The organism is Kribbella jiaozuonensis (assembly GCF_005233875.1).
In the GTDB taxonomy this organism is placed as follows: domain Bacteria; phylum Actinomycetota; class Actinomycetes; order Propionibacteriales; family Kribbellaceae; genus Kribbella; species Kribbella jiaozuonensis.
The window spans coordinates 1,210,324-1,224,529 of record NZ_SZPZ01000001.1 but is presented as its reverse complement, the minus strand read 5'-3'; the positions used below and the strand labels follow the sequence as shown (position 1 = coordinate 1,224,529).

Genomic DNA, 14,206 nt, shown 5'->3' with positions numbered 1-14,206 from the left:
GTAGCAGACTGGCGGTATGACAGTCACGGTCGAGCCGTACCGGGAGCGTCCTGCACGCGTTCCGGACGCCGACCTGTGGACGCGCACCGCTGAGGGCGGGGAGTACCGGATCCTGCCCGACGGCTGCATGGACATCCTGCTGGTCGACGGTGATCTGATGGTCGCCGGGCCGGACAGTCACGCCTGGACGGGCAGCGCCGCACGCGGGACGCAGTACGCCGGGATCCGGTTCGCGCCCGGTGCCGCGCCGGGCTTCCTCGGCGTACCGGCTCGCGAGTTGCTCAACGAGCGGGTCCCGCTGGCCGACCTGTGGTCACCGACCCGCAGCAGACAACTACTGGACCGGATCAGATCGTCACCCGACCCGGCCGTCGCGTTGGACGTAGAGGTCGCCAACCTGGTCGATGAGCCGCCGGACCGTTTGATCAGTTACGTACTGCGCAATGTCCGCGGCGGACTGCTCCGAGGCAGCGCCGGCGTCTCCAAGTTGGCAGGGACGATCGGCCTGAGCGAGCGGCAGTTGCACCGACGCTGCCTGGACGCATTCGGGTACGGGCCGAAGATGCTCGACAGAGTGCTCTGGATGAACGTCGCCCTCGACCATGCCCGCACCGGTCTGGCCCTCGCCGACGTCGCCACCCTCACCGGGTACGCCGATCAGGCCCACTTCACCCGCGACGTCAAAGCGCTGACCGGTCTACCACCTAAGACGCTGCTGGGCTGAGCCACCGCTGCATGTCAGCATTGCTCTTCATGACCGGTCACCCGGAAGTCGGTACGGCGACTCTGCGGCACAATCCGCTCAATGCGGTGACGGCGACCGTCGAGCGCATCACGTACGCCGACGGCCGCACCGCCGTACGCAAGCAGCTCCAGAGCCCGGGCGACTCGACCGGTCCGTGGGCTGCGTCGACCGACCCGCGGCACTGGAACTACTGGCGCCGCGAACTCGAGGTGTACCGGGACGACGAGCTCCGCCAAAGGCTCGCCGACGCCGGGCTGGTGCTGCCCGAGGCGCAGGTCGAGGAGTGGCCGGACGGCGCCGTACTGCTGATGGAAGACATCGGCGGCACGTCCGGCACCCAGTTCAGCCTCGCCGAGCACGCGGCACTCACCCGGGCCTTCGGGCGCTGGCAGGCGCAGCCCGCAACCAACAGGCCGTGGACCTCGACAGGATTCCTGCGCGACTACTCGACGACCCGCGAGGTGCCGTGGCAGGTGCTGACCGACGACGCGGCCTGGCAGCAGCCGCTCATCCGCGAGACCTGGCCGAGTCAACTGCGCCAGGCCTGGAACCAGCTGATGGTTCATCGCGACGCACTGCTCGATCTCGTCGCGAGTCTCCCCCGCGCCACCTGCCACCTGGACTTCTGGGTCTCGAACGTGATCCAGCGCCCGACCGGTGACCTCGCCCTGTTCGACTGGGCGTTCACCGGTGACGGCGCGCTCGGCGAGGACATCGGCAACTACATCCCGGACGCGGTCTTCGACATGTTCTGGCCGGTCGAGCGCCTGCCCGAGCTCGCCGAGACCTGCATCGCCAACTATCTCGACGGCCTGCACGAAGCGGGTTGGCGCGGCGACCCCGATCAGGTGCGACTGGCGGTGATGGCGTCCGGGGTCAAGTACGCGTGGCTGCTGCCGGGCCTGCTCGGCCGCGCGTCCGATCCCGCCCACAACGCCTATCACCGCCAGGTCGACAGCCGGCGACTGTTCCACCAGCGCGGTCAGGCGCTGATGTTCGTTGCCGACTGGTGTGCCGAGGCGCTCAACCGAGCACGACGGTAAAACCACCCGGTACGACGAGCGCCCGCGAAGCGTTGCCCCGAGCAACTAGTTTGCCGGACGGATCGTAGCTGTAGGAATGCTTGCCCGAGACACTCACGACGCGAGCGTGCGTGTCCACACTGGCGAGCAACACAGCGTCCCCGATGCGCAGACTGCTGACGGTCGGCAGAAGCAGCAGCGCATCCAGCTGCGCCGTGCCTTGCGACTTGGCGGTGAGCGAGGTGGCGCCGGCCGGCAGAGGATTGCCGAGCGTCAGCGGCAGGAGAGCCCCCGCGGCGGCGGAGATACCTTGCGGGCCGCAGACGTGCGTGAGAGTGCCAAGCCCCCTACTGCCGGCAGTCCACGTCGTGCGAGCCGGAGTCGGAGTGTCGATGAGGTTGACGACCGGAAGCACGAGCCGCGGCTGCGACGACGCCGGCACGGTCCAGGTCGCCGTACCGTCGAGGGACAGGTAAGAGCCGTTGCTCCATTGGGATTCGCCGGTCCAGGCCGAAGGCGGTGTGACGACCTGACCGCCGCTGCCGGATTCGGCCTCGACGATCTGGAGCCCGTCGTACGACGGAGTGCCCGTCAGGCGGGCCACGTCCGGGTGGGCGTCGAGGGCGAGCATCGAGAGCTGGCCGTGGATGCTGGACTCGGCCCCGGAGTTGCGGTTGATCGTGCCGTCGCCGGAGATGCCGTCGTACGTGCGACCGGTGCCGGCGTCGTACATGGGCTGGCCGGCGCGGTTGGCTCCGAAGTACCAGGCGGCGACGAAGGCAGCGACGTGCTTCAGCCCGACGGACAGTACGCCCTGCAGGCGGGCGTCGACGCCGTACGCGATCTGGGTGCGGTCGATCGGCACCGGCAGCCAGCCGTTGTCGGGACCGCCGGCCGTCATCAGGAGCGGCGTGAAGCCTGCGGCGTCGCCGAGCGCCGGCGCCAGCAGCTTCCGTGAGCCGAGAGCGTGAGAAGCGGCAGCGAGGGCGGAGGGCATCTGCGCGCCCCACGCATGCCAGTCGGAGATCGACTCGCCCCACGGCATCAGCGCACGGAACGGCCACTCGCGGGTGGACCCGGCCGCCATCGCCGCGATGCCGTTCGCGAACTGCGTCAGCGCACGCCGAGCCCGGGGTGAGCCGCCCACTTCCACATAAGCCGACAGTCCGAGCACTGCCTCGCTGGTCGCATCCGCGCCGTTGACGATCAGCCAGGCCGGGAGGCGGCGGCCGTCGACCACGTTGTACTGGCCGTAGCGGACCAGGACCTGCCGCTCCAGCGCCCCGATCGCCAACTCGAGACGGTCGCGCAGGAAGCTGGCGAAAGCACGGTCGGTCTTGCGGAAGACGGCGTACCCCTCCCCCAGCGCCCAGACCGTTCGGGCCAGCCAGTACGACGGGCCGGAGTCGGACGGGTCCGGGAGCTCGACCGGGTCGGCGCTCGGGTTCAGCGTGCCGTCCGGCTGCATCCAGAGAACGACGTTGCCGCTCCCAGACTGAAGGAACGTGAGACTGCGCAGAAGCCCACGGGCCGCGTCCAGCGACGCCGTCTCGTGGAACTGCTTCCAATGCCGCAGGTAGACGACGGCGGCCCGAGCGATGTCGTCGGCGTTGAACGCACCCTGCCCATAGGTGTTCGTCGACGCGTCATAGCTGCCCCCGCCGATCCGCTTGTACGAGCCGTCCGGCTGGCGGTCGGCGTACGTCCACAGCACGCCGACCGGGCCGCTGCCGAAGGTGGTGTGACCGGGCGTGGCCGGAGGGGTGACGGACGCGCGGAGGAAGTCGAGGTGCGCGAGGTTGGAGAGCCGGGTGGATGCTGCTGAGGCGGGGAGGGTGACGCTTGAGGCGGCGGCTACTGCGATGGCTCCGCCGATGACGGTGCGGCGGGTCGGGTTCATGGCAGACGGTCCAATCTGGCCACGCCGATGGCGGCGTCGGCCATACCGTAGAAGACGTACTGGGTGCCGTTGACCTGCTCGATCGCAGTCGGGAAGACGACGTTGCCGACCGTGCCGATCTTCTCCTCGTCGGTCTCGGGGACCATGAGGGGTTCGGTGGTACGGGTGATGACGCGGGTGACGTCCTCCGCGTCGAGGATGAGCGCACCGGCGGCGTAGCAGACCTTCTGCGTGGTCGGGTCGAAGCCTTCCGGCTGCTCGCCGGTGACGCCGTGGTGGATCACAAGCCAGCCCTCGGGGATCCGCAGCGGTGCCGGTCCGGCGCCGATCTTCAGCTCCTCGAACGGGTACTCCGACATCGCGACCAGCCGGTGATTACGCAGGTGGACGAGGTTCCGCAGGTCGGCCTCGACGTCGGCCACAGGCACGAACGAGACCCAGATCCCCGGCCGGTCATCGGTCACGCCGGCGGGCAGGTGCACGCCTTCGCCTTCACGGAACCAGCCGAGGTCCCACATCGGCCGGTGCAGCATCGCGTACGACGGTTCGCCGTCCGGGCCGGGCACGGGCTCGGGGAAGAAGACCGTGTCCTTGTTCGGGAACAGGTTCAGGTCCGTGTCGAGATCGGGCTGGTACTCGAAGTGCAGCGGACCGAGGCGGCGCCACTCCCGCAGGTCCGACGAGACCGCGAGCGCGGGCTTGGGGCCGAGCGGGCCGTAGGCGACGTACGTCATCACGTGGAGGCCGAGGGACGGGATGAAGGTGACGCGGGGGTCCTCCACGCCGGCGTTGTTCTTGCCTCGCTCCCAGCCTTCGTCCGGCGCGAGGACCACGCCTTCGCGTTCGACGCCTACCGGCACCCCGTCCTCGAGCTCGACGCGAGCCAGGCCGACACGGGAGATGTTGCCAGTAGCAACCAGACGGGGAAGCAGGTAGAGCGCACCGTCCGGAGTGTGTCCGGTCGCCGGGTTCAGCACGCCCTCGGCCTCGAGCTCGTTGCCCGGCTCGGCGGTCATGAGCACGCCGACGCGAGTGAGGGTGTAGGGAACAGTCACGAGAAGCCTTTCTAGCCTTTGACGCCGGACGAGATGTTCGTCGAGATGAACCGGCGCTGGAAGATGATGAACAAGGTGACCGCCGGCGCCGCGAGCACACACGCCCCGGCCAGCACCGCACCGAACGGGTTGGCCGCCCGCGCCGACACCGTGGTCAGGTAGTTGGACAGCGAAACCGCCAACGGCTGCAGGTCCTGTTGTTTGGTGATCAGGAACGGCCACAGGAACTCGTTCCACGGCCCGATGAACGTGAGCAGTACGCCGGTCAGCAGCGCCGGCCGAACGAGCGGCACGGCGACGCGCCACAGGATGCTCAACTCGGACGCACCGTCGATCCGGGCCGCGTCGAACAGCTCGGCCGGCAACTGCAGGAAGTACTGCCGGAACACGAAGACCGCGGTCGAGTTGATCAGGAACGGCAGGATCATCCCCATATACGAGTCGGCGAGGCCGTAGCTGCGGACGATCAGCACATACAAAGGAATCGTCAGCAGCTGGAACGGCACGACCTGGATCAGCAGCATCAGGTTGAAGACGAGGCCGCGACCGCGGAACTGCAAACGCGCCAAGGCATAGCCCGCGAGCACTCCGAAGACGAGCGTTCCGAGGATCACGCCGCCGGTGAAGATGCCGGAGTTGATCAGGGATCGGCCAAGATGGATCGACTTGTTGATCTCGCTGTAGTTGTGCAGCGTGAGGTTGTCGGGGTTCGGCAGTGCGCCGGCCACCGACGGGTCCGGCTCGGTCTGCAGCGAGCCGATCAGCATGTAGTAGAAGGGAAACAGGAACACGAAGGCGCCGGCGAGCAGCCCGACGAACTTGAGCTTCATCAGTCCTCCTCCCTCCCGACGAATCGCCGTTCGATCAGTGCAAGCAGCAGTACGCCGATCACCAGCAGCACTCCGATCGCGGACCCCACGTCCGGGTTGCCTTGCTCGATGCCGCGCTGGTACATGATCAGAACCGGCGAGGCAGATGCTCCGTCCGGTCCGCCGCCTCCGGTCAACAGATAGGGCTCGGTGAAGAGGTTCGCGCCGGTCACCGTCGCGAGCAACACGACCAGGGTGGTCGCCGGCCGCACACCGGGCACCGTCACGTTGAGGAACGACTTCCACCGCCCGGCGCCATCCATCGACGCCGCTTCGTACAGGTCCTTGGACACGTTCTGCAGCGCGGCCAGATACAGCAGGATGAAGAAGCCGAGCTGTTTCCAGGTCACGTAGATCGCGACCGTCGGCATCGCGAGCTTGGAGTTCACCAGCCAGGACGGATCCGGTGCGAGCGGTCCGAGGATCGAGTTGACCAGGCCGTTGGAGTTGAACAAGAACAGCCAGACTCCGACGACGGCAACGCTCGCGGTCACGTACGGGACGTAGTACGAGACCCGGAAGAACGTACGCCAACGGATCGCTGCGTTCAGTGCGTTCGCCAGTCCGAGCGACAGGATGACGGTGAGCGGGACGTTGATGACCAGGAAGATCAGCACGTTCACGAACGCCCGCCGGACCGCGGGATCCGACAACACTGCGACGTAGTTGTCGAACCCCACGAACGGGCGGTCCACGATCGCGCCCGGTGCCGCGAAGAAGTAGTCGTGGAACGACATGTACACGGCGAACCCGAGCGGATACGCGAACACCGCGGCCAGGAACACGACGTACGGCGTCACGAACGCTGAGCCGATCGGATGCTCACCCATCACGCGGGTGAGCGGTCCGCGCCTCATGACTGCTTGACGAGCTGATCGACCTTCTGTGCGGCCTCGTCCAATGCCTGACCTGGGTCTTGCTGACCGAAGATGACCGACTTGGAGTAGGCGTCGCGGAAGGTCTGCCAGATCGTGATCGAGTTCGGCACGTTCGGCACCTCGACCGTGCGCGAGGCCTGGTCGGCGAACACCTTGTAGTCGGGGTTCTTGGTGAAGTAGTCCGCGTACGTCGAGGACACGTCCTTGCGCAGCGGCATCTGCCCGGTCGCGGTGAGGAACTTGCCGTCCTGCTCCTGGCTGGTCGCGAACTTCAGCACATCCCAGGCCGTGCCGCGGTTCTTGCACGCGGAGTACATCGCGACGTTCTTCGCATCGCTGAAGGTGTGGATCTCGTTGGCCGGCTTACCGGACGAGGTCGGCACGGGTACGACGCCCCAGTCGACCTTGCCCTTGTACGTCGCGATCGCCCACGGACCGACCACGGCCATCGCGGACGTCCCGTCGACGAACGCGTCACCGGTGTACTTCTCCGGCGAGGCCAGCTTGTCCTGATACATCGTCCGCCAGAACGTAGCAACCTTCTTGCCCTCGTCCGACGCGAACGTCGACTTGCCATCGGCAACCAACTGCTTGCCGCCGCTCTCAGCGGCGTACAGCGGGTAGAAGTCGAACCAGGACTGGTAGAACTCGTTGCTCGGCGCCGGGTAGATCGCCACCTTCGCGGCCTTTGCCGCGACCACCTTGCGCGACGTCGCGAGGAACTCGTCGTACGTCTTCAACGGTGGGTTGGTGGTGTCGATCCCCGCCTTCGCGAACGCCTTCTTGTTGTAGAAGATCATCACCGGGTTCGACTTCCACGGCAGCTGGTAGTACTTGCCGTCGGCCGACTTGTACTGCTGCGCGACGTCTCTGGACCGGTCCTCGATATAGGACTTGCCGTCACTGAAGCTGTCGAGCGGCACCAGACCCCCCTGCTTCTGGAACTGCGACACCGAGGCCGGCGAGGTGTTGAAGATCAGGCACGGCGCATTGCCCGCGGTGATCGCCGCGCCGATGACCTCCTCCGAGCTCTTGCCGGTCGGAATCTCCTGCGCGGTGATCTTCTGGTCCGCGTGCTGGGCGTTCCAGGCCGTGACCATTTGCTTGCCCCAGGCCACTTCTTCGGCGTTGTTCGAGTACCAGATCGTGATCGGTCCGCGTGCCTTGGCCGCGGCGTCGGCGTCACCAGAGCCGCCGCCACTGTCGCCACACGCGACGAGCGAGCCGGCCATGACCACGGCCAGCAGTCCAGCTTGCAACTTCATGTTTCCTCCAGGGGACTACACAGGGGGCGAGGCGGTGGAGCCGCGTACGACGAGCTGCGCGGGCGGGAGCTCGGTGTCAGGTACGTCGGCGGCACCGTCGACGAGCTGGTTGAGAGTGAGGGCCGCTGCCTCGCCGAAGCGGTACGGGTCGGCGCGGACAGTGGTCAGACCGGGATGGACGTACTCGGCGAGCTCGCTGTCGTCGAAGCCTGCGATGCTCAGGTCGTCCGGCACGGTCAGTCCGGCGGCCTGTGCGGCACCGAGACCGGCGATCGCCATCCGGTCGTTGGCGTAGAAGATCGCGGTCGGCGGCTCCGGGAGCGCGAGCAGCCGACGCGTGGCCTCGATCCCACCGGCGGCAGTGAAGTCACCGGTCTCGGTCAACGGCTCGAGGCCGGCCGCAGTCAGGGTCTCGACGAAGGCAGTCGCCCGGGCGGTCGCGTGTACGAAGGCAGAAGGCCCGGCGACCTGGGCGATCCGGGTGTGGCCGAGCTCGACCAGGTGCTCGACGACAGCGCGCGTTCCGGGCCGGTCGTCCAGGATGACCGCCGGGAACGGCGACTCCCCGTCCGGCCGGTTCAGCGTGACCGCGGGGAGACCGAGCTCGACCAGCAGGTCGATCCGCGGATCGTCGTGCCGGAGGTCCGACAGGAACACTCCGTCGACCCGAGCATCCTGCGCCAGCCGCCGGTACCCGTCCTCCTCGGACTCGCCGGCCATGACGACCTGCAGCACCAGCGCCTGACCACGCGTCGACAGGACGCTCTCGACCCCGGCGATGAACGCGGGGAAGAACGGGTCCGAGGACAGCACGGCCGGGTCCCGGGTGATCACCAGGCCGAGCGCGAACGCCTTCGAGACCGACAGCGACCGGGCGCGGTTGCTGGGCCGCCAGCCGAGCTCGTCGGCGGCCGCGAGGATCTTGTCAACGGTTGCCTGCGCCAGCCCGGGCCGCCCGTTGAGCGCGAACGACACCGATCCCTTCGACACGCCGGCCCGGCGAGCCACATCCGCGATCGTCGGCCGCTTGCTCACTCGATCCTCCATTTAAACCGGTTTAAACAGAACTTAAACCGGTTTAAATCCATCCGTCAAGGCATGGGCTCAGACTGCGAGGATCGTGCTGACCGCACCCAGTTCGCGGAGCTGGCGCAGTCCCCGCGCTCGCGCCGTACGGTCGGGAGCGGTCGCCAGCACCACCGCCTGTTCGTACCGCTCACCGAGGCGGCCCCACTCATCGGCGGCCTTCTCCCAGTCGCCGGCCAGCGTCGGTGCCCACGGCCCGGGCGGGTCGATCGGAGCCGGTACGTCGATCCCGGCGCGGCGCAGATACGCAGCCAGCTCGGCGTGCACAGATCGGTGTCCGGCGGCCAGCGCGAGCGCCCGCCGTACCTCATCGGTGAGTGAACCGAGCGAGCCGTCCAGCCAGCCGAGTTCGACCTGCGCCACTGCCAGTCGTGTCACCACGAAGCTGTCGTCCGCAAATGCCTCGTCGGCCAGAGCGGTCGCGAGGACCTCACCGGCCTCCGGGTCGCCGCGCCGCGCGAGCAGCCGGGCGAGGAGGCTCCGAGCGAGCGCCGCCATCGCGCCTGGTTCGCCCGGCGTGTCCAGCAGGTCTCGAAGCTCGGCGATGGCGCGGTCCCAGTTCCCGCGGCTCCCCTGCACCGCCGCCGTGGTGAGGCGCAAGCGGTACTGCCCCGCGAAGAACTCCCCGTCGGCCGCAGCCCGGAGTCCACCGGCGACGTACTTCTCGGCGTCGTCCAGGCGGCCACTGCGATAGGCGCCGCCCGCCGCGTTGACGTAGCACCGCACGAGCGTCTCGGTCCTGCTGTCCGCGCCGGCCAGCGAGATGGCGAGCTGCAGGTCCGCCTCGCCGCGCGGGTCTCCGCGCGCCAGGCGGGCATCGCCGAGATAGCAACTGGCCTGTGCCTCCAGTTCGGGCCGGCCGAGACGCTGCCCGATCTGCAGCGCCCGCTCGGCCGCTGCCTCTGCGCGCTCGCTGGGCTCGGCGACGATGCCGACCGTCGCCAGGTTGCTGTGCGCGCGGCCCACCTCGATCAGCGCGGCCGCGAGCCGGGCATCGTCACCGAGCGGTTCGAGTACCTCGACGGCCTGGTCCGCCGCCTGCCTCCCCCGCATCGGACCACGCGCGAACATCGCCACGCGGGCCAGCACCAGCAACGCCTCGGCCCGCAGTACCTGATCGCCGGCTTCTGCGGCAGCCCGGACGGCCGCCTCGGCGGATTCCAGCCCAGCCGCGAACCGGTTGACGACGTACAGCGAATACGCCCGTCGGGTGAGCAGCTCGGCCGCAAGGCGCGGGGCGAGCAGCTCGCGATGCCGCAGTACGACGTCCAGTACGCCGACCGCCTGGCGATGCGCACCGAGCCGCGCGGCCTCGCGTGCCGCGTCCGGACCGTACTCGAGGATGACGTCGATGCGGCCGGACCGCTCGGCGTGGTGCACCAACCGGGACGGCTCCACCTCGGGTCGCCCGAGGAGTACATCGACCACTTCCTTGTTGGCCTGGATCCGCTCCCCTGCGGTCAGCGCGGACTCGATCGCCTGCCTGGCAAGCTCGTGGCGGAAGGCAACGGTCGCGTCGGTCCCGGTGACGATCCCTGACCGCTCGACCTCGAGCAGCACGCCGTGATCCGCGAGGTTCTCGGCCAGCCATCGCTCGGTCCGGGTCGGGATGACGGACAACCGTTCAACCAGCGTCCGCGCCGGAACCGACAACGTGCCCAGCCGCGCGAGAACGGCGTCGAGGACGGTGTGCGGTACGCCGGTTCCGCCGCCGGCGAGCACCTCCGTGACGAAGAATGGATTCCCCTGCGTCACGCGATGAATCTCGACGGCCTCGCCCGGAGCCACGGCCCCGAGTCGCCGTACCGCCTCCACGCTCAGCGGTGGCAGGAGCACTCGCTTGACCGACGGACCGGTCAGACTGCCGAGCAACTGCCGGAGTGGATGACCGGCATCGATCCCGGTGTCGCGGAACGTCAGCACCAGCACCGCGGGGATGCCCGGGAATCTGCGCGCGAGGAAGCGGATCGCATCCAGGGTGGCGTCATCGGCCCAGTGGATGTCCTCGACCACCACGACCGACGGACGCTCGGAGAACACCCGCAAGAGGGCAGCCGGCCGATCGCCGGACAGCGCCGCCGCCAGCTCGGCATCGTTCTCGGCCATGTCGCGGAACGGCCCGAGACTGCGCGGTGCCAACAGGTCGTCGCACCCACCGACCGCCACCCGGATCGCAGGATTCAGCCCGTCGAGGAAGGCCCGAACCAAAGCAGACTTCCCCGCACCCGCCTCACCCGAGACCAGTACGACGACACCACGCCCCTCGTCGACGGCCAGATCGCACGCCGCACCGAGCTGCGCCAACTCCGCGTCGCGCTCGACCAAGTGCGTCCGACCCGCCGCCCGCGGCGCTGCGGCGACCGGGGAAGGCTGCGGTCCAGGATCGACGGCCAGCAAGCGATCACGGAGTACGACGGCTTCGGGCCCTGGCGCCAGACCGAGCTCGGTGTGCAGGACTCGTTCCATCCGGGCGTAGCGCCGCAGCCCGTTCGTGCGATCTCCGGCGACGACAGATTCGCGGAGGAGTTCGACGTGTGCCTCTTCGTTCGCGGGGTCCAGCGCCAGGAGCTCCTCCCATCGACCGGCGCAACGGAGCAGTCGCAGGACCCGGAGACGCAGACGCTCGCGGGGTTCGTCCAGCCACGGCTCGGACAGGTCGTCGGGCAGCAGGTCGCCGGCCAGCTTCAGGGCCTCGGCGCAGGATTCGGGTACGGGCGTTTCGGCGGCGAGGGCCTCCTCGGCCGCTGCTTCGAAGGTGGTCGCGTCGACCTCGAGCCGCGCGCCCGGGAACAGCGCGATCACCTCGCCCTTCAGTACGACCGCATCCCGATCGCCGAGAACGCCGCGCGCATAGTGCGCGGCCTTGTGCAGCCGTGGCAATGCGACATCCAGCGTGAGGTCCGGCCACAGGGCGTCGACAACCCGGTCCCGGTGGAGCCGGCCGTCAGGCGCAAGGGCCAGCAGTTTGACCAGCGCGGCCGCACCCCGCCGGGTCCACCGGTCCGCGGTGATCGGCGCACCGTTCACGACGACGACGAAGCCGCCCAGCAGCTGCACGCTGACCTGCACATCTCGGATCGTAGGCGTCAGCGGAATCCCCTTCTACAGCGCGAACTGCGCGACCTCGGCTTTCATCGCCGAGCTGACCTTCCGTAACAGCACGCGCAGCTCGTCGAGACTCCAGGCGTACGACGCAACCGACTCGGTCACCTCGAACAGCGCGGTCGAGAGCTCATCGCGAGTGGCCTGGTACTTCGCCAGCGCCGCGGACTCGGGTCCCGCTCCGGTCAAGGCGTCGCTCAGCAGCTCGGCGTCGCGCAGGGCATCGGTCATTCCGTGCGTGGTGATCGGGTCCTTGTAGTAGCCCGCGTCCCCGACCAGCGCCCAGCCCGGTCCCCACGCCTGCCGGAAGAATCCAGCTGCGCCGGCCCAGCCGTGCATCCGATCCACCGGCGTCGCCGGGCTCAACAGGTCGGTCAGGCTCGGCGCCATGTCCGCCAGCAGGGTCGTGAAGGCCTGCTCGGTCCCGCCGCGGCGCAGCGATCGCATCCGCGCCGGCGTGGTCGCGACGAAAACACAGGTCGCGCCATCGGTCGTGGGCAGCAGCCCCGCGCCCCGGCCCGGTGCGTACGCCCACTCGTAGCCTGTCGACTCCACGCCGGCGTAGTACCGGTAGAGGACTGCGCTGCGCGATCGCCCCCGGCGTACGACGGGAGCGCCGGTCGCCGATGCGATGGTCGATCGAATGCCGTCGGCCCCGATCGTGATCCCGGCGGTGAGCTCTGAACCGTCCCGCGTGCGAACGCCGGTTACCCGGCCGCCGTCGTCGCGAAGCAACGAGGTGACGGCCACTCCGTGCCGGACCTCCGCTCCCGCCTCGGCGGCAGCATCGACGAGGACTCGATCGAGGAGGTGACGCCGTGGTGCGTACAGAGCACGGATCGGCACCTGCTCTGGCTCGCGGTCGCTGTAGTGGAACGTCGTACACCGGATCGGTGGCGTACCGGTGAGCCGGTCGAGCAACCCCCACCGCGACAACTGCATCACGCCGGTCCGCATCAGGCCATGGGTCGAGACGGTGTCGCTGCCATAGGCGGACCGCTCAACCAGAGCGACCCTGGCGCCGGCTCGCGCCAGCAGCATCGCGGTCGACGCGCCCGCAACCCGACCGCCCACGACGAGTACGTCGTACTGCGCGCTCATGCGGCCGGCTCCGCCCTGCACGCCAGCAGGTGCTGTACGACGTACGCCGCGTCGTGACGGGCTCCGTCGATGAAGGCCGAGTCGCGTCGATGCTGGAAGCGCTGACCGACGACGTACACACCAGGTGCTGCGGTGATGCCGCGGACCTGCTGGATCTGACCGTCCGGACCCGTTATCGGCAACCGGAGCCAGGGGTAGTCGGGTCGGTAGCCGGTGGCGACGAGCACAGTGCTGATGCATGCACGGTGCAGATCCACACTGCTCGGGGTCGTCGGCGGCACGAGCGCACGTGGCCGTTCCCCACGTGAGTCATCGAACGAGTCGAGCAGGCGGTACATGCGCGCATCGGCTGCGGCAGCAGTCTCGGCGAGGTCCGCCCGGAAGCGTGCGCGGGTCCCTTCCATGCCGTCGAAGCGGCCGAGCAGCCGGACGCCGTCGGACTGCAGCGTGACCAGGTCGAGCTCCCCGGCCCGGCCGGCGAGCTGCATCGACGGTTCACGCCGAGCCGACGCCGGATCACGAACCTCGTCGATGGTGCGGGCCAGCCGCCCGGTCCGCTCCAGCCACCAGAACACATCCTTGCCGCGGTACGAGCGCGGTACTCGGGTGTGCCGGCCGACCGACAGATACACCTCACGGCCCGCCCGGTTGAGCTCGTCGGCGATCTGTACGCCGGAAGCCGAGGCTCCGATCACCAGAACACCTCCCGCCGCGAGCTGCGCCGGGTTGCGGTAGGTGGCAGCAGTGACGACCTCACGCAGCCCGGCCGGTGCCCGCGGCACTCCCGGTCCGGTCGCGATGACGACGTGCCGGCTACGCCAGGTGCCTCGGTCCGTGACGAGCCAATACTCACCGCACCCTGCAGCGGACAGCTCGAGCACCGTGGCGCCGGACACGACTGGCGCGCCGAACGACTCCGCGTACAGCTCCAGGTGCCGGACGAATCGACCGGCCGGCAGGAACCCGTCGATGTCCGGCCCCTGGTAGTTCCAGTCCGGGAGGCGCATCATCCAGTTCGGCGAGAGCAGCCGCAGCGAGTCCCAGCGCGCACTGCGCCAGCTCTCGCCGATCCGGCCGCGGTCGATGACCGCGTGATCGCGACCCGCCCGGGTCAGCAGCCGGCTGACAGCCAGACCGGCATGGCCGGCGCCGATCACAACGGTGTCGATGGTGGTCATCCCGG

At 68.9% G+C, this 14,206-nt stretch carries 11 protein-coding genes; 2 read left to right on the top strand and 9 right to left on the bottom strand.

Features of this window, described 5'->3' with window-relative positions:
* Nucleotides 1-16: 16 nt before the first annotated feature.
* Both FDA38_RS05880 and FDA38_RS05875 read left to right on the top strand, forming a co-directional pair.
* Entirely contained in the window at nt 17-724 is a 708-nt protein-coding gene (locus tag FDA38_RS05880) for a helix-turn-helix domain-containing protein (RefSeq protein WP_233714549.1), read from the top strand.
* 29 nt (nt 725-753) lie between these two features.
* A complete protein-coding gene (locus FDA38_RS05875; RefSeq protein ID WP_137253019.1) occupies nt 754-1,788 on the top strand; it encodes an aminoglycoside phosphotransferase family protein in 1,035 nt (344 codons plus the stop codon).
* On the opposite strand, the gene FDA38_RS05870 is transcribed toward FDA38_RS05875, so the two are convergent.
* The 9 genes from FDA38_RS05870 to FDA38_RS05830 all read right to left on the bottom strand — a co-directional run bounded on the left by FDA38_RS05870 (nt 1,769) and on the right by FDA38_RS05830 (nt 14,201).
* Nucleotides 1,769-3,667: a hypothetical protein gene (locus tag FDA38_RS05870; protein ID WP_137253018.1), complete on the bottom strand. Its 1,899-nt coding sequence runs from the start codon at nt 3,665-3,667 to the stop codon at nt 1,769-1,771. The two genes, FDA38_RS05875 and FDA38_RS05870, sit on opposite strands and share 20 nt — an antisense overlap.
* Entirely contained in the window at nt 3,664-4,722 is a 1,059-nt protein-coding gene (locus FDA38_RS05865) for a glycoside hydrolase family 130 protein (protein ID WP_233714548.1), read from the bottom strand. The genes FDA38_RS05870 and FDA38_RS05865 overlap by 4 nt, the downstream gene beginning before the upstream one ends.
* 11 nt (nt 4,723-4,733) lie before the next feature.
* Complete coding sequence (locus FDA38_RS05860; RefSeq protein WP_137253017.1) at nt 4,734-5,552, bottom strand: carbohydrate ABC transporter permease; 819 nt, start codon at nt 5,550-5,552, stop codon at nt 4,734-4,736.
* Nucleotides 5,552-6,448: a carbohydrate ABC transporter permease gene (locus FDA38_RS05855; RefSeq protein ID WP_170989590.1), complete on the bottom strand. Its 897-nt coding sequence runs from the start codon at nt 6,446-6,448 to the stop codon at nt 5,552-5,554. Before FDA38_RS05855 ends, FDA38_RS05860 begins: the two co-directional genes overlap by 1 nt.
* On the bottom strand, nt 6,445-7,734 hold the full coding sequence (locus FDA38_RS05850) for an extracellular solute-binding protein (RefSeq protein WP_137253016.1): 1,290 nt from the start codon (nt 7,732-7,734) through the stop codon (nt 6,445-6,447). Before FDA38_RS05850 ends, FDA38_RS05855 begins: the two co-directional genes overlap by 4 nt.
* Before the next feature lie 15 nt (nt 7,735-7,749).
* Nucleotides 7,750-8,769, bottom strand: a complete 1,020-nt coding sequence (locus FDA38_RS05845; protein ID WP_233714547.1) for a LacI family DNA-binding transcriptional regulator — start codon at nt 8,767-8,769, stop codon at nt 7,750-7,752.
* A gap of 69 nt (nt 8,770-8,838) precedes the next feature.
* Nucleotides 8,839-11,889, bottom strand: coding sequence for an ATP-binding protein (locus tag FDA38_RS05840; protein WP_137253014.1), 3,051 nt, complete (start codon nt 11,887-11,889; stop codon nt 8,839-8,841).
* Nucleotides 11,890-11,922: 33 nt separating this feature from the next.
* Nucleotides 11,923-13,023, bottom strand: coding sequence for an NAD(P)/FAD-dependent oxidoreductase (locus tag FDA38_RS05835; RefSeq protein WP_137253013.1), 1,101 nt, complete (start codon nt 13,021-13,023; stop codon nt 11,923-11,925).
* A complete protein-coding gene (locus tag FDA38_RS05830) occupies nt 13,020-14,201 on the bottom strand; it encodes an NAD(P)-binding domain-containing protein (protein WP_137253012.1) in 1,182 nt (393 codons plus the stop codon). Before FDA38_RS05830 ends, FDA38_RS05835 begins: the two co-directional genes overlap by 4 nt.
* Nucleotides 14,202-14,206: the final 5 nt, after the last annotated feature.

Excerpts from the sequence above, each read along its gene's own strand:
- FDA38_RS05870 (WP_137253018.1), bottom strand. The coding sequence starts at position 3,667 with ATGAACCCGACCCGCCGCACCGTCATCGGCGGAGCCATCGCAGTAGCC.
- FDA38_RS05830 (WP_137253012.1), bottom strand. The coding sequence starts at position 14,201 with ATGACCACCATCGACACCGTTGTGATCGGCGCCGGCCATGCCGGTCTG.
- FDA38_RS05855 (WP_170989590.1), bottom strand. The coding sequence starts at position 6,448 with ATGAGGCGCGGACCGCTCACCCGCGTGATGGGTGAGCATCCGATCGGC.
- FDA38_RS05875 (WP_137253019.1), top strand. The coding sequence starts at position 754 with ATGACCGGTCACCCGGAAGTCGGTACGGCGACTCTGCGGCACAATCCG.
- FDA38_RS05860 (WP_137253017.1), bottom strand. The coding sequence starts at position 5,552 with ATGAAGCTCAAGTTCGTCGGGCTGCTCGCCGGCGCCTTCGTGTTCCTG.
- FDA38_RS05850 (WP_137253016.1), bottom strand. The coding sequence starts at position 7,734 with ATGAAGTTGCAAGCTGGACTGCTGGCCGTGGTCATGGCCGGCTCGCTC.
- FDA38_RS05835 (WP_137253013.1), bottom strand. The coding sequence starts at position 13,023 with ATGAGCGCGCAGTACGACGTACTCGTCGTGGGCGGTCGGGTTGCGGGC.
- FDA38_RS05880 (WP_233714549.1), top strand. The coding sequence starts at position 17 with ATGACAGTCACGGTCGAGCCGTACCGGGAGCGTCCTGCACGCGTTCCG.